At 32.3% G+C, this 15,079-nt stretch carries 14 protein-coding genes; 10 read left to right on the top strand and 4 right to left on the bottom strand.

Going from position 1 to position 15,079, the window contains the following annotated elements; all coding sequences use genetic code 11:
- Positions 1 to 43 precede the first annotated feature (43 nt).
- Positions 44 to 1,090 carry a type 2 isopentenyl-diphosphate Delta-isomerase gene (gene fni / locus FYJ81_RS05675; RefSeq protein ID WP_107384615.1) on the top strand — a complete coding sequence of 349 codons (1,047 nt, stop codon included), beginning with the start codon at positions 44 to 46 and terminating at the stop codon, positions 1,088 to 1,090.
- A gap of 133 nt (positions 1,091 to 1,223) precedes the next feature.
- On the opposite strand, the gene gltS is transcribed toward fni, so the two are convergent.
- The gene (gltS, locus tag FYJ81_RS05670; RefSeq protein ID WP_107384616.1) at positions 1,224 to 2,429 is read right to left on the bottom strand and encodes a sodium/glutamate symporter; all 1,206 of its coding nucleotides are present in this window, start codon (positions 2,427 to 2,429) and stop codon (positions 1,224 to 1,226) included.
- Positions 2,430 to 2,786: 357 nt separating this feature from the next.
- Here gltS and FYJ81_RS05665 point away from each other — a divergent pair, with 357 nt between their 5' ends.
- From FYJ81_RS05665 to FYJ81_RS05650, 4 genes are all read left to right on the top strand, one after another.
- Positions 2,787 to 3,110 (top strand): PadR family transcriptional regulator, encoded by a 324-nt coding sequence (locus tag FYJ81_RS05665; protein WP_107384617.1) that lies wholly within the window; start codon positions 2,787 to 2,789, stop codon positions 3,108 to 3,110.
- Positions 3,103 to 3,663 carry an HAAS signaling domain-containing protein gene (locus FYJ81_RS05660; RefSeq protein ID WP_107384618.1) on the top strand — a complete coding sequence of 187 codons (561 nt, stop codon included), beginning with the start codon at positions 3,103 to 3,105 and terminating at the stop codon, positions 3,661 to 3,663. The genes FYJ81_RS05665 and FYJ81_RS05660 overlap by 8 nt, the downstream gene beginning before the upstream one ends.
- A complete protein-coding gene (locus tag FYJ81_RS05655; protein ID WP_107384619.1) occupies positions 3,660 to 4,460 on the top strand; it encodes a DUF4097 family beta strand repeat-containing protein in 801 nt (266 codons plus the stop codon). Before FYJ81_RS05660 ends, FYJ81_RS05655 begins: the two co-directional genes overlap by 4 nt.
- A 261-nt stretch (positions 4,461 to 4,721) precedes the next feature.
- Positions 4,722 to 6,050: a Na+/H+ antiporter NhaC family protein gene (locus FYJ81_RS05650; RefSeq protein WP_107386389.1), complete on the top strand. Its 1,329-nt coding sequence runs from the start codon at positions 4,722 to 4,724 to the stop codon at positions 6,048 to 6,050.
- A gap of 148 nt (positions 6,051 to 6,198) precedes the next feature.
- Here FYJ81_RS05650 and FYJ81_RS05645 read toward each other — a convergent pair whose 3' ends face one another.
- Positions 6,199 to 6,807 (bottom strand): DNA-3-methyladenine glycosylase, encoded by a 609-nt coding sequence (locus FYJ81_RS05645; RefSeq protein WP_107505086.1) that lies wholly within the window; start codon positions 6,805 to 6,807, stop codon positions 6,199 to 6,201.
- Positions 6,808 to 7,017: 210 nt separating this feature from the next.
- Between FYJ81_RS05645 and FYJ81_RS05640 the strand changes: the two genes are divergently transcribed.
- On the top strand, positions 7,018 to 7,596 hold the full coding sequence (locus FYJ81_RS05640; RefSeq protein ID WP_107505085.1) for a DUF805 domain-containing protein: 579 nt from the start codon (positions 7,018 to 7,020) through the stop codon (positions 7,594 to 7,596).
- Between the two features lie 71 nt (positions 7,597 to 7,667).
- Here FYJ81_RS05640 and FYJ81_RS05635 read toward each other — a convergent pair whose 3' ends face one another.
- Positions 7,668 to 9,287, bottom strand: coding sequence for a ribulokinase (locus tag FYJ81_RS05635; protein WP_154409432.1), 1,620 nt, complete (start codon positions 9,285 to 9,287; stop codon positions 7,668 to 7,670).
- 243 nt (positions 9,288 to 9,530) lie between these two features.
- Between FYJ81_RS05635 and FYJ81_RS05630 the strand changes: the two genes are divergently transcribed.
- The 3 genes from FYJ81_RS05630 to FYJ81_RS05620 all read left to right on the top strand — a co-directional run bounded on the left by FYJ81_RS05630 (position 9,531) and on the right by FYJ81_RS05620 (position 13,264).
- Positions 9,531 to 10,430 (top strand): ABC transporter ATP-binding protein, encoded by a 900-nt coding sequence (locus FYJ81_RS05630; protein ID WP_107384623.1) that lies wholly within the window; start codon positions 9,531 to 9,533, stop codon positions 10,428 to 10,430.
- On the top strand, positions 10,423 to 11,661 hold the full coding sequence (locus FYJ81_RS05625) for an ABC transporter permease (RefSeq protein WP_107384624.1): 1,239 nt from the start codon (positions 10,423 to 10,425) through the stop codon (positions 11,659 to 11,661). Before FYJ81_RS05630 ends, FYJ81_RS05625 begins: the two co-directional genes overlap by 8 nt.
- 574 nt (positions 11,662 to 12,235) lie before the next feature.
- A complete protein-coding gene (locus FYJ81_RS05620; protein ID WP_182467342.1) occupies positions 12,236 to 13,264 on the top strand; it encodes an aldose epimerase family protein in 1,029 nt (342 codons plus the stop codon).
- Positions 13,265 to 13,538: 274 nt separating this feature from the next.
- Here FYJ81_RS05620 and FYJ81_RS05615 read toward each other — a convergent pair whose 3' ends face one another.
- Complete coding sequence (locus FYJ81_RS05615; RefSeq protein WP_119535639.1) at positions 13,539 to 14,195, bottom strand: MOSC domain-containing protein; 657 nt, start codon at positions 14,193 to 14,195, stop codon at positions 13,539 to 13,541.
- Positions 14,196 to 14,353: 158 nt separating this feature from the next.
- On the opposite strand from FYJ81_RS05615, the gene FYJ81_RS05610 reads away from it, so the two are divergent.
- Positions 14,354 to 15,040: a ribose 5-phosphate isomerase A gene (locus FYJ81_RS05610; protein ID WP_181187394.1), complete on the top strand. Its 687-nt coding sequence runs from the start codon at positions 14,354 to 14,356 to the stop codon at positions 15,038 to 15,040.
- Positions 15,041 to 15,079: the final 39 nt, after the last annotated feature.

Here is a 15,079-nt window from a genome sequence, read left to right as displayed (position 1 = left end):
AAACTGACTTGAGTAAAATAACTATTGAGGATTGGAGTAAACAATGAGCGATTTAAAAAGAGAACAAAGAAAAAATGAACACGTTGAGATTGCAATGGCACAAACGGATGCTACAATCTCAGATTTTGATGAAATTAGATTTGTACATGATTCTATTCCGAGTATAGATGTAAGTGATGTTAATCTTGAGCATTCGCTAAAAGATTTTACACTTAGTCAACCACTTTATATTAATGCGATGACTGGTGGCAGTGAATGGACGAAACAAATTAATGAAAAATTGGCAATTGTGGCTCGGGAAAGCGGTATTGCAATGGCAGTTGGTTCTACACATGCAGCGTTACGTAATAGTGATATGGCATCATCTTTTACAGTCGTGCGTGACACAAACCCAGAGGGGATTATATTTAGTAACGTAGGTGCCGATGTACCTGTTGATAAAGCTGTCGAATCAGTAAAATTGCTAGATGCTCAAGCATTACAAGTACATGTCAATGCACCACAAGAATTAGTCATGCCTGAAGGTAATAGAACCTTTTCTACATGGATGGACAATCTTGCGCAAATTGTAGAACGGGTAAATGTCCCAGTAATTGTCAAAGAAGTAGGGTTTGGCATGAGTAAAGAAACAATCAAAAACTTATATGAAATTGGCATTAGATATGTAGATGTGAGTGGACGTGGTGGTACGAACTTTGTAGATATTGAAAATGAAAGACGTGCATACAAGGACATGGACTATTTAAGTATGTGGGGACAAACGACTGTGGAATCATTATTAGAAAGTACTTCTTATCAAAAAGATATGGATATACTTGCTAGTGGTGGCGTGCGCTCTCCTTTAGATGCTGTGAAATGTTTAGCGCTTGGAGCGAGTGCGGTTGGTATGTCGCGACCATTTTTAAATCAAGTTGAACAATATGGTATTACAGAAACACTAAACTATACAGAACAATTTACTGAACATATGAAAAAAATTATGACGATGTTAAATGCGCCTACAATAAATGATTTAAAAGGTTCGAAAATGATCTTTGGTCCTAAATTACAATCTTGGATAGATCAGCGAAATATTGATATTTCTAATTAATATCTCATAAAGAAATCATTTTTGTAGGTTAGGTCATTAACTACTGTGTTGATTTTCGTATATGAAATTATTATAGAAAAAACCTGAGACATTATGTCTCAGGTTTTCTTATGTTAAAAATCAAATTATATCATTAGAATAGATTGATAAATGTAGTAACGATTGGGACACCAAGCAAATCAATTAAAAATGCGCCCACAATTGGTACGACAAGATATGATTTTGGTGAAGCTCCGAATTTCTTGGTAATTACATCTAGGTTTGCCATAGCATTTGGGGTTGCACCAAGACCATGACCAATAAAGCCACCAATCATTACAGCAGCATCGTAATTTTTTCCTAAACCGCGGAACACGATAAATATAGAGAATAGCACGATAAACACGACTTGTATTAAAACGATAATAATTAAAGGTAAAGCCAATTGATATATTTCTGTAAGTTGTATACTCATCAAAGCGATAGATAAGAATAGGCTTAGTGATATGTCACTAATTTTATCCACGAATTTCATATCAATAAGATTTAAATTATTATATTCAGAAATATTTCGAATAATTACCGCAACAAACATTGCACCAACATATATAGGAATGTTAATACCTGTTAAATCAGAGAATGTATTTCCTAAATATGAACCAATAGCCATACAAATGGTTACAATCGTAAATTGTAAGAAAAAGATGGTAGTAGGGTTCATGCGATTATGTAAGTATTCATTAGATTTTACGTTACCATAGTCTGTCGTAGTTTCTTCTGCATGTTCAGATTTTAAATTATATTTAGTGATTAAAAATTTCACTACTGGACCACCTACTAAACCACCAGCTACAAGACCTAATGTTGCTGCTGCTAAAGCTGCGGTTAATGCAGAATCAAAGCCCATGTCGCGTATGGTTTGACCATAGGCGGCAGCATTACCATGACCACCTTCCATAGACATAGAACCTGCTGTCAAGCCTAATAATGGTGGTATGTTTAATACTTTTGCTAATGAAATACTAATAAGGTTTTGGAAGACTGCAAGAAAACCACAAAATATAAAATATAAAATAAGTACTTTTCCACCCAAGCGTAATAACTTTAAAGAAGCGCCTAATCCAATTGTTGTAAAGAACGCAAGCATAAAGAAGTTTTGTATAAATTCAGAATCCAGTTTGATTGTTATGATATTAGTAGATTGTAATATTGCAACTAAAATCGAGAAGATTAAACCACCGATAACAGGTGCAGGAATACAAAGCCTTCTTAATATTGAAATATGATTAACAATATATATACCTAAAAGGTATAACAAACTTGCGATTGCTAAAGTAGTAATTGCATCTAGCTCTAGCATTTTCAATCCCCCTTAAATTTCAAATGAAACTCTCCTGTGTGTCTGGTTATATAGATGGAGTCATGTGCAAAATGACAATAAAGAAAGTGCTTACAAAACTCCATGCTATCTATTATACATATTTAAATAGTATAAATCTAGTTTGGAATTAAATATTAAATAGAATAAATAGAGATTGTTTTATTTGTAATTTTCAGATAATCATTCTCTTGTCTAATACGCAAAAATAGATGTTAGAAGAATGAATACACTACTTATCTATAACACAGTACCTTGCAATGTATAGTAGTCTGTGTTATATTCTTTTCGACAGCTACTGTGTAATGTATAGTACTGGATTTACATAGGAGGTAACATATGAATAGCCAATTTAAAAAGGGCGCGCTAGAGCTTATAGTGCTACTTATTATCAAAAGAGATGATCAGTACGGTTACTCGCTCGTTCAAAATATTTCGAGACATATGAGTATTGCAGAAGGAACAGTGTACCCATTGCTACGAAGATTAGTGAAAAATGGAGAACTCACGACATATTACCAACCTTCTTCAGAGGGTCCAGCAAGGAAATATTACAAAGTGACTGACCAAGGTAATGACAGATTAGTTGACTTATTACATGAATGGCGATCGTTTTCGAATATTGTAGAAGTATTTATAAAGGAGAGTGAATGGAATGACTAAAAATGAATTTTTAAAACAGTTGCATAAACATTTGAAACATGATTCTGATGCAGAACGACAAGATATTTTAAATGAGTACGAAACACATTTTTATAGCGGATTAAAAGAAGGTAAAACAGAAGCACAAATTTCAAAAGAACTAGGTGATCCTAGAACTTTAGCTAAAGAAATGAATGCGACAGCTGCTGTAGAAAAAGCTGCTGACAGTAAAAAATTTGGCGACGTTGGGAACGCCATTTTTGCAGTGATGGGTTTAAGTATATTAAATTTCTTTGTAATTTTAGTACCGTTTATTTTCGTTTTAAGTATCGTTGTTTCATTAATTGTAACGACAATTTCATTCGTTTTAAGTCCAATATTATTATTGGTAAAAGGATTTTTAAGTGGATTTGAAAATGTATTACTTTTTGATGTATATGCAGTAGGTGCACTGTTTGGAATGGGATTAATGTTATTTGTGATTACGTATTTAATTTCTAAAGCATTTTATTTAATTTGTGTGAAGTATCTCAAGTGGAATATAAGTGTTGTGAAAAGGAGTGGGATTTCATGAAGAAAACATTGATTAGTCTTTTTGTAATTGGATTAATTGTAACGATTGTTTGTGGCATTGGTGTAGTAAACCAATTTCAAGTAGAAAGTAAAAAGTCGAAAGAAGTCACAGAGAATTATCATAAAGAATATGATGAAAATAAAGTAAAAAATCTCAATATAGATTTGAACAATAGTAATTTAAAACTTAAAAAAGGTGATCAACTTAAAGTTGAATCACGAGGTTCTAACGACAAAATAAATATGGATACTACTATAAAAAACGGTACGTTATATGTGAAAGATAAATCATTAGATAGCAATGTCGATATTACATTTATGGACTTTAAAAATAATGATGTCATTATCACATTACCTAAATCATTGAGCCATTTAAATGTTAATACTGAATCTGGTTCGATTATGATTGATCAAATAAAAGCGGATTATGCTAAGTTATACGCAGATGTTGGAAAATTAAATATCACGCATGCTAAATTTGATCGTTTAATTGCTGAAGTTGATGTTGCAGATATGTATATGGCAACGACTCAATTTAATTCAGGTGAGTTCGAAGCTGATACTGGATCAATCAATATCAAAGACACGCCTATTGATATACCAATTAAAGTGAAAACGGATGTAGGCAACATAGCAATGGCATATACGAATAATCAGCCTGAAAACACACGCATAGAATTTGATAGCGACGTAGGAGAACTGGACATTAATAATCACTTGTTTAAAAACAAACAAGTAGGTAATGGCTCTAACCTCATTCATATTGAAACGGACACAGGTAATGCAGAAATCAACTAAAATTGAAAATATGAGTAAATAACATCGTATGCATTAAGCTACATTGTGTGAGTATAAGCATATCAAAGTCAATTCACTAAAACGATTTTGACTTATGCTCATATTTTAGTTTTCGTATTAAAATTATAGTGATATTGAAAATAATTTATAATTATTTTGTTATTAGCCTGAGAATTGATGAAATTTTAAATTTCTGTGTTTGCTTCTTTTTTGATATACTATAAGCCATATAAAATTACTAGGTTTATAAGGAGGAGTGTTATGCAGGAATTGAATAGAAGTGATAAGCAATATGGTGTTTTAGCACTTCTACCATTAATCATATTTTTAGGGTTATATATTGGTGTAGGACTCACTTTTACCATAATGGGTAAAGAAGACGCGTTTGATCAATTACCAAGACATGTTGCTATTTTTATCGGCATCGTTATCGCTTGGACATGCTATGATAGAAAAACGAAGTTTTCTAAAAAAGTAGAAATATTTACAGCGCATGCAGGCAATTCAGGTATTGTTAATCTAGGCTTGATACTGTTATTAGCAGGCGCTTTTTCTACCGTTACCTCGGAAATGGGTGGTAAGACAGCAATGGTGAATATGGGGCTTACTGTCATCCCACCAAGTCTACTCATACCTGGTATTTTCATTATGAGTGGTTTTGCTGCGCTAACGTTAGGTACTTCTACGGGGGCGCAAGCTGCTTTTATTCCAGTAGGTGTTGCTGTAGCTCAAGCTGCTGATTTAAGTGTCGCAGCAGCAGGTGCCGCTGTTATTGCAGGTGCATATTTTGGTGATAACTTATCCATTATTTCAGATACGACGATTGCAGCTACAAATGGCGTCGGTGCTAAGATGAAAGATAAATTTAAGATGAATGTGTTGATTGCGCTACCTGCTGCACTTATTACTGCAGTTATATATGCAGTTGTGGGTGGAACAGGTAAAGTGGAAGGTGACTTAAGTTTTAATTTTATAAATATACTGCCATATCTATTTGTACTTATAGCAGCAATCGCAGGTTTGGATGTGATTTTAGTGTTGATTATCGGTATCATAATGGCAGGTGTCATTGGTTTGCTTCAAGGCAATTTGGGCATATTCCAGTTTACAAAAGCTATTGGTGAAGGTATGGAAAGCATGTTCCTTATTTTTCTTGTGGCGTTTTTAGTTTCTGGACTTGTGGCATTAATTCGCTATTATGGCGGTGTTGATTGGATTATTAAAACAATGAAAGAAAAAGCAAAAGGCCGAAAAAGTGCAGAATATGTGATTAGTTTAATGTCCGGTGTACTTTCTGCTGCTTTATCACACAATACGTTAGCAATTTTAATTTCTGCGCCTATCGCTAAAGAAATTGGAGATGAATATAAGGTACCTCCTAAACGTATGGCAAGCTTATTAGATATATTCGCATGTTGTGCCTTAATGGTACTGCCGCATGATAGTGGTATGTTAATGGTTGAACAATATGGAGATGTTTCTTATATAGAAGTTTTACAATACACATTTTATCCTGTGATATTTGTCATTTGTACGGTTATTACGATACAATTTGGTTTACTTGATAAAGAAAAAAACCTTTCTAAATAATTTCTATTTTAATTAAGCTAATTATTAGAAAGTGAAAATGATATATCACAGACTAGCCATTCAAAGTGAGCGTTTATAATTCAAATAATTTAATAATATTATAGGGAAGCAGAGATTATATTAAATTTTAATCTCTGTTTCCCTTTTATTAACGCCATGTATCTTGTGGTGGTATGGTAGTACGTTTTGAAATTCTTGAAACGTAGGGATTGCCTTTAACAATAAAGCGAAGCGGTTTTTGCGTCCATTCACCTTTATTAGGAATACCAATTCTCGGTGTTTCCTCAATATGTTTAGGATGTTTACGGTTTTTAGTATCTATTTTTAGATTGCCTTCATTTAATCGTGAACCATCCAAATGTCTCGGTATATTAAATGCTTTAGTCCATTTTCCTGGGCCATTTGTTAATTCAAAGCCATCTTTGTTTCTATTTGAACGCATAGCTTCAATATTCTCTTCTGGTTCAACAGCACGTATCAGGACACCTTCAGGTACACCTTCTAATTGTGTTACAAAGTTGATGAGTAAATGCGTATGCATCACATGGGCATAAATAGTGCCACCAAGTTTATATAATGATTCTACTTTGGGTGTGCGTTTGCCATTAAATCCGTGAGCGGCTTGATCCTTTTCACCAACATAGGCTTCAGTTTCAACGATGTATCCAGTAAATGTATGTAAATCATCTTCGAAAATGACACGCACACCTAATAAATCTTTGGCGATAGTGACTGTATCACGTTGTAAAAAATCCATTTATTAATCCTCCATATAATAGTTTTTGAAATTAAATGTTTTTAAAAATTTTTTATTAAATTGTAAAATTGTGTTACAAGCATGTGAGAATTTTGGTAGAATAACCTTATAAGTTTACTAAAAATTAAAAACTCATAAGTTAAAGTATCAATGACTATATTAAAGTTAAATGAACATTATATCAAATGTACTTGAAACGGGGGGAGCAATTTGGAAAGAAAAATTGGATTTGGAGAAGCATTAAAACTATTTTGGAAAAATTATTTTAACTTCAAAGGCCGTGCACGCAGAAGTGAATATTGGTATATGGTTTTATGGCATATGATTTTTCTAGTACCAGCGTTTGTTGTATATTTCATTGGTTTGATTGCATTAATTAGCGCCGCTGCTTCTCAATCTGAAACGGTCATTATGATAAGCGTAATCTTTCTTATTATCAGTGTGATATATATAGCTGTGTACGGATTAGCTACTTTAATACCTAATTGGGCGATATTTATTAGAAGATTTCATGATACAGGTAGATCGATGTTACTACCACTTATTTATTTAGGTATTTCAGTATTTTCATATATCATATTTACAGTAATAGCTTTACTAGATTCAGATTTCAATCATATGGCAAGTGTGATTTTCATCGTATTGATATACGCATTCTATATAGGTTTTGGTATTTATGCGCTAGTCGTTAGTTGCTTGGATAGTGAACGAAAAACAAATAAATATGGTCCAAGCCATAAATATGCAAACCAATATACTAAAATTGATGACATGTATAGAGAGCAATAGTTAAAATAAACCCAATTATGACAAGTCAAACTGTTAGACTGTTTTTTGTCATAATTGGGTTTTTATAAAGTTTAATTATTAATATATGATAAATTTGGATAATGTTTTCCTAATACGTCATGCAAAGCTTTGTAGCGTTGAAAAAGTACTTCATATTGTTTTACCTTTTTTGGATCAGGCTGTAAAGGGTAATAAACAGGTTGTTTCATATGATGTACTGTTTCTTCAAGTGTTTGATAAGCACCACCTACATTTGCACCTAACATTGCTGCACCTAATGCTGTAGCATTGGAAGAATCCATAACGACGACTTCTTTATTTAAGACATTAGTATATATATCTACGAGTAATTCGCTTTTAATTGGTATACCACCAGCAGCATAAACAGTATTAACCGGTATTTGGTTATCTTCAAATTGTTGCATAATTAACTTAGTCCCAAAAGCCGTTGCTTCAATATAAGCACGATGAATCATTTCGAATGGTGTTTGTAACGTTAAGCCAAAGATACTACCAGTAAGGTTACTGTTGCTTAATATACTACGATTACCATTATGCCAATCTAAAACGGTTACGTGCTGTTGATGAATTGGTATCTCAGAAGCTAAATTTTCTAAGTGTTCTAATATAGTAATACCTTCTTTTTCAGCTTGTTTTACTATGGACGCTGGGGCCTGACTAGCTGAATAACTAAATAAATCACCAACTGCAGCTTGACCAGCTTCATAAGCATATAAACCTGGGATAATTGCATCTTTGACTGATCCTGTAATCGCAGGAATTGCAACTTGCTTAGCGTCGAGCATGAGATGACAAGTGCTAGTACCTATAACAGGTGTAAATTCACCCTGTTCGATTGCACCAACGCCGAGTACTCCTGAATGAGCATCTATAATATAAGGAGAAATTTGAACTTTATCTGATAGCCCCCATAATTTTTGATAATAAGTAGTTAAAGCCCCTGCACTTTCGCCAATATTTATCACTGGTGCCTCACATTTATTTTTTACAATTGAAGGTAAGTCTTTATCTACCGCTTCAAAAAACGAATAATTAAAGCCATCTTTTTCGTTGTAAAAACCTTTGAACCCTATGCCACAATTTGAACGAATATTGCGATTGGTTAATAAACTAACAATATAATCTCCAGCCTCCATAATATATGCACTCTGCGCTAAAATTTCTGGCGCTTTGTGTTTAACCTCTAATATTTTTGGAATCATCCATTCACTATTAACACTATGACCATAAAAGTCTAACCAATTTGCGTTATATGTGTCATTTATTTTTTTCATAAATGTCGCTTCTTCATGAGCACCATGGTGTTTCCAAAGCTTAACATAAGCATGTGGTTCATCTTTTAATGATTCATGTGTATGTAATGGTTTGAAATGTTCATCTAAAAAGACAATCGTACAACTTGTGAAATCGATTCCCATACCAATTACATTTGATGGATCAATTTTACTTTCTGATAAAACGTGTTGAACACCTTTTTCTAATATATTTGTGTAATCTTCAGCGTTTTGTAAAAAATAATTATGCGGTAAATCATGGCCGTTCAATGAACCTGAAATTGTACCATGAGGATATGCTTCTATGTAGCTAGAAATAATCTCACCATTGGAGGTATCTACGAGAAATACACGACCAGATGCTGTACCAAAATCCATCCCAATACTGTAACTCATGCGGCATTGCCTCCCAATAATCATTTTAATAAGTTCTGATTACTTATTTAATCTAATAATAGTGCTTGCAAAAAACATTGTAAAGATAACAACGTTTTTAGATAATAATGGAAGGTAAGAGTTGATATGAATCATCATACAAATAGGTTAAAAAGCTAAAATACAATTTGAAATGTATATTTAAGGTGCGAAATGTTATTATCAATATATATTCATTCGACTTTAAGGGAGGGAAATCTTATCATGTCCTTAAAAATAGCAAATGTTACAAAAAAATATAAGGATTTTACAGCAGTTAATGACATATCGATAATTTTAGAATCAGGAAAGATGCTAGGATTTTTAGGACGTAATGGTGCAGGAAAGACGACAACTTTTAGAATGATACTTGGTTTGACGCCGATTACAGAAGGACAAATTTTATATAAAGATAAAGCGATTGACCAATCAATATATGATAAAATAGGATATTTGCCTGAAGAACGAGGGTTACATCCGAAAATGAAAGTAGAAGATGAATTGAGATATCTAGCTACATTAAAAGGGATGAAATCAAAAGAGATAAGCAAATCTATTGATTATTGGTTAAATCGTTTTGATATTGAAGAAAATAGAGAAAAGAAAATAGAAGCGTTATCTAAAGGAAATCAGCAAAAAATTCAACTCTTAGCAAGTATGTTACATAATCCAGAATTATTAATCTTGGATGAACCTTTTAGTGGTTTAGATCCAGTTAATGTTGAATTATTAAAATCAGCCGTAAAAGATTTAAATGATGCAGGAACGACGATTATATATAGTTCTCATAGAATGGAACATGTAGAAGAACTATGTGATGATGTTTGCATTTTGAATAAAGGTGAACTTGTTGTTTCTGGGCCAATTGATGAGGTGAAAGCAAATCATGGCAATAAAAGCGTTATAATTGAAACAAATCATGCGATGTCAGAAATAGATGATATTACTGGTGTTATCCAGGTTGAACGTAATAAAAGGGAAATAAGAGCGTTGATAGAAGACGAAGTGATTGCTGAAGAAATATATAATATTGTAGTTCAGTATGGTTTTGTCAAAAGGTTTCAAGTTATAGAACCAACGTTAAATGAGATTTTTATAGATAAAGTAGGTGATGCAAATGGATAAATTTTGGGCTACTTTTTCACTTACGTATAAAAGTAAAGTAAAAACAAAATCATTTATGATTTTCACTGCGATTGTAGTTGTATTAATGTTGGCAGCCGCTAATATTAATAAAATCGTCGATCTATTTGATAATGGCCCTGATAAGATTGGTATTGTAGTTAATCAGGACCAAGTATATAAAGTGATTAAAGCACAAAGTAATCACCTTGATAGTGATGCGAAATTTAAAAAAGTGACTAAATCACAAGCACATCAACAAGTAAAAAATGAAAAGTTAGATAAAGCGTATGTCATTGATTTGCATGATAATCACAAACTGACTGGTAAAATTTTAAGTAAAGATACCGTGTCAAAAACAGATGAACAAAAATTACAAACTACTTTGTCAGCCATTCAAACCAAACTTGTGGCATCTAGTTTAAATCTATCTGAAGATGAGCTAAAACAATTGCAATCTCAAAGTGAAGTAAGCTCACAAGTGCTTTCAGATAGTGCGAACGAGACAAATTTAAGTGAGTCACAAAAAACATTTAATACGATTATCGTTTATGCAGGCATTATGCTCATGTTTTTCATAATCATAAATTATGCCAATCAAGTGGCAATGGAAATTGCAACTGAGAAGACCTCACGTGTCATTGAAATGATTATCACAAGCATATCTCCAGTAACACACATACTTGCAAAATTGTGTGGCGTCATCGCTGTGGCATTAACACAAATTAGTATTTTCATTATTGTAGGCATCATAAGTGTGTTGCTATTTGATATTGGAGATATGCTTAAAGGATTTGATGTTGAGCCTAATGATCTAACAGTACAATTAATTATCGTAGGTATACTTTCTCTTATTTTAGGTATACTTTCTTATATTATATTGGCCGCTATATTGGGTTCGATTACTGCACGAATCGAAGATATTAACCAATCACTTATGCCGATGACTTTGATTAGTATCATTGCATTATATATGGCAATGTTTGGTGTTATAAATCCTGACACGACACTCATAAAAGTTGCAAGTTTTATTCCTTTATTATCTCCCTTTATCATGTTTTTACGTGCATCAACACCTGACGTAGCTACTTGGGAAATTGTAGTAAGTATGAGTTTATCAATATTAACAATATTTATCTTACTTTATATTGCAGTAAGAAGTTATAAAGATACAATATTAAGTTTTGATAAAGGCTTGTTAAAGTCTATGAAACGTGTCTTCAGTAAAAATTAAAGTGTGTTAACAATCATTAAGATAAGTTATAGATAAACCAATAACTTTTTGAAGTGTATTTAAATATATGAGTAGGGGAGTGAAACTAAAACAACATAATGGTTTCATCCCTACTTTTTTATAAAAAATACTTGGAAGCGTGATTTGCAAGTGCATTAAATATGCTAAATAAATCATATCTATAAAAAAACTAGAAAAAACATCACAATTTTAAATAATATTTGATAGAATTAATAATTAGTATAGATAATGATTTGGTTAAGTTGTTACACTATAGGAAAGTAAGATAACTACCTAGGGAAGTAGTAAACTGTTTTAAAATTTTAAATATTAGTGAATGAGGTATTTTGCTCAGTAAATGGGGGCATATTGAGCGCATAATTATCTAAGCTAATTTAAAATGCTGTGCAATTCACTTTAAAAGTAATGCATTATTAAACTGATGAGAATATTGTATCTTGTTTAATAAAGCAAGAATGATGTTCGTGACAGTTGTGATTGAAGTTTTATTCAAGATAAAGCTGAAAGTTAAAGTGAATAATAATATGTTTGGTTCGAAAGGGAGTAATTGATGATGTTTGCAAAAGTAGAAAGACAAAGTAATGGTATTGACTTAATTAAAATAGACAATGAAGCAACTAAGATTGTTTTCACGAACTATGGCGCCCGTATCGTGTCATGGAAATATGATGATAACAATATTGTATTAGGTAATGTGGTAGAAGCGGATGAATTCTATCAACAAAACCCTTTTTATTTTGGTGCTACTGTAGGTCGTTATGGCGGACGTATAGCAAATGCTGAGTTTCATTTAGATGGTACAACGTACCGATTAGATACAAACGATGGTGAAAATAATATTCACGGTGGCTTTAAAGGTATAGATAAATGTTATTTCGATTATGAAATATTTGAGCAAGTAGGCCAAGTGAAAATTGTATTTTCTACCACAATTCAGCAGTCAGATGATCATTTCCCAGGAAATATCAATTTAGAGGTGATACATACTTATGATGTTGACCACAAATGGACAATTGAGTATAAAGCTGTAGCTACCGAAAAAACAATTTTTAATCCTATGAATCATGTATACTTTAATTTGAACAGAGACAATAACGTCATCGATAATCATAGCATCTCAAGTTCAGTATTAAAAATGCACTTATTAGACAATAATCATTTTGTAACAAAACAAGAACCATTAAATTTAGAAAGTGTGTTTGAGCGTAGTCAAATTCAATTTAAAGATATTTTTAATAGTGAACACCATGATATTCAAACACAAATGAAACGATATGGTGGTCTGGATCATCCGTTTCAGATTGGAGAGCAAGGTATGACAGTTGAAAATAAGCATTTTCAACTTTCTGTTGAGACAGATATGCCTAATGTCGTGATTTTTACTTTTAATGATACTACGGAATGGGAAAGTGACTTTAATATTTATAAAGCACATTCAGGATTTACATTAGAAACGCAATGCATCCCCAATGATATTAATTTGTATGGAGACAATGCGCCATCAATATTAGAAGCGAATCGACCTTTTTATTCTAAGACTTCATATAAAATTGCTGAAAAAACAAGTGGGGAAGCAGAATAATATTACTGTGGTTGAATCAAGTACATTGAAGTGATTTAAAGTAATGCAAAATAATCAAGTGATACTTGTGAATAAGCAACCGACGTTTTATAATACCGTACTATAGAAGATAGGTTGAAAAGAAATACTCAGGTTAGTGAATCTGTATGAATATCATATTTTGTCAGTTACTTAACCTGAGTTTAATAAATGTATAATATTTACAGATGCTTGTTGTACAGGTATCTGTTTTTTATTACGCATTGGAATATGGCATTTTAGTATATTGTGATGTTTATTTTTGTGCGCGTTTTAGATACTTTTCTAATTTGCGTCGTCTTTCTTCAGTTAAATAAGGATTTTTTAAGGCATAGGCTAAGCGCGCAACATTTTTATTATCATTGTAATAAATATCATTGAGTTCAAATACAGATAAAAGGGAATCTTGCTCTCCGTATTTTATGAGCTGAAGATGAGATGAGTCGCTAACAAAACCTTCTTTAACTACTCTAAGGTAACAACCAGTTTTACATGTACTGGACATACGTTTAATAAGGTTAGGAATTTTATACTTTTCTTGTATTTTCCAACAAGGTTCTCTAATCTCTGAAACTTCGATAATCGCTTCACCTAATTGAAATTGATCACCAAAATGTAAGTCTTTTTCATCCAAATCTTTGACAGTTAAATTTTCGCCAAACATTGCATACTCTGGTAAAACCGAGACATCATCTTTCCATAAATTATAATTTTTTTCACTATATAAACACACAGCTTTATTGGGACCGCCATGTCCTTTGTATTCTTGCTCATCTTCAGAAAAACCTGTTTTTGAAAGCCACATTCTACCGGTGAAAGGCTGTTTGTTAAGTGCTGAACGCATCGGTCTTTTAGAACTATAAGGTAAATCTTCTATTTTTCCTGTAGCAATCGCTTTTAAATCATAAATCATGACAATCCCCCTTGTTGGTTATGTATTATTATTGTAAAGCACATATTTGATTATGCAAGAAGATATATTAATTTAAAATTTATACATATTTTTTAGCTATGTATTTTTTTCAATCTCATGTACAATAAAGGTGAGAGTAAGTTATGTAAAGGGGACGCATTATGGATACGAAACAGTTGAAAATTAGTACATTTAATGACGCGTTAAGCCAAATCAGCGACGGTATGGTAGTTGGAATTGGTTCTGGTTCAACAATAGAGTTGCTTGTCCCAAAATTAGCTGAGAAATTGAACCATGAACAGATTGATATTACAGGTGTATGCACTTCTAATAAAACCGCTTATATCGCCAAAGAATTAGGTATTCGAGTAGTGGATGTCAATGATATTGAGAAAATAGACGTTGCAATTGATGGTGCAGACGAAGTGGACAACAATTTGAATTTAATTAAAGGTGGCGGTGGCGCATTATTTAGAGAAAAAGTGATTGACGCCATGGCGGAAAAATTTATTGTTTTAGTCGATGAATCTAAGTGTGTATCATATTTAGGTGAAACGTTTAATTTACCTGTAGAAGTAGATAAATTTAATTGGTTATTAGTTTCTAAAAAAATTGCAGCTTACGATAATTTGCAAGTGATACGTCGGATGGTGGATGATGTCCCATTTATAACTGATAATGGAAATTATATTCTTGATGTTACATTGAATTCATCTATCGATCCTTATGCTATGCATGAATTTTTAATTCATTTAGTAGGTGTCTTAGAAACTGGTTATTTTATCGATGTTACAGATCAAGTCATTATAGGTACACAAAAAGGTGTTAAAATTTTAAATAAATAATAATTTGGTATATTAAAATATAATAAAAGCAGGTTAACT

This window comes from Staphylococcus sp. McC-251-APC-3A2 (assembly GCF_009695665.1).
Classification (GTDB): domain Bacteria; phylum Bacillota; class Bacilli; order Staphylococcales; family Staphylococcaceae; genus Staphylococcus; species Staphylococcus cohnii.
This window is presented reverse-complemented; position numbering and strand designations above follow the sequence as displayed.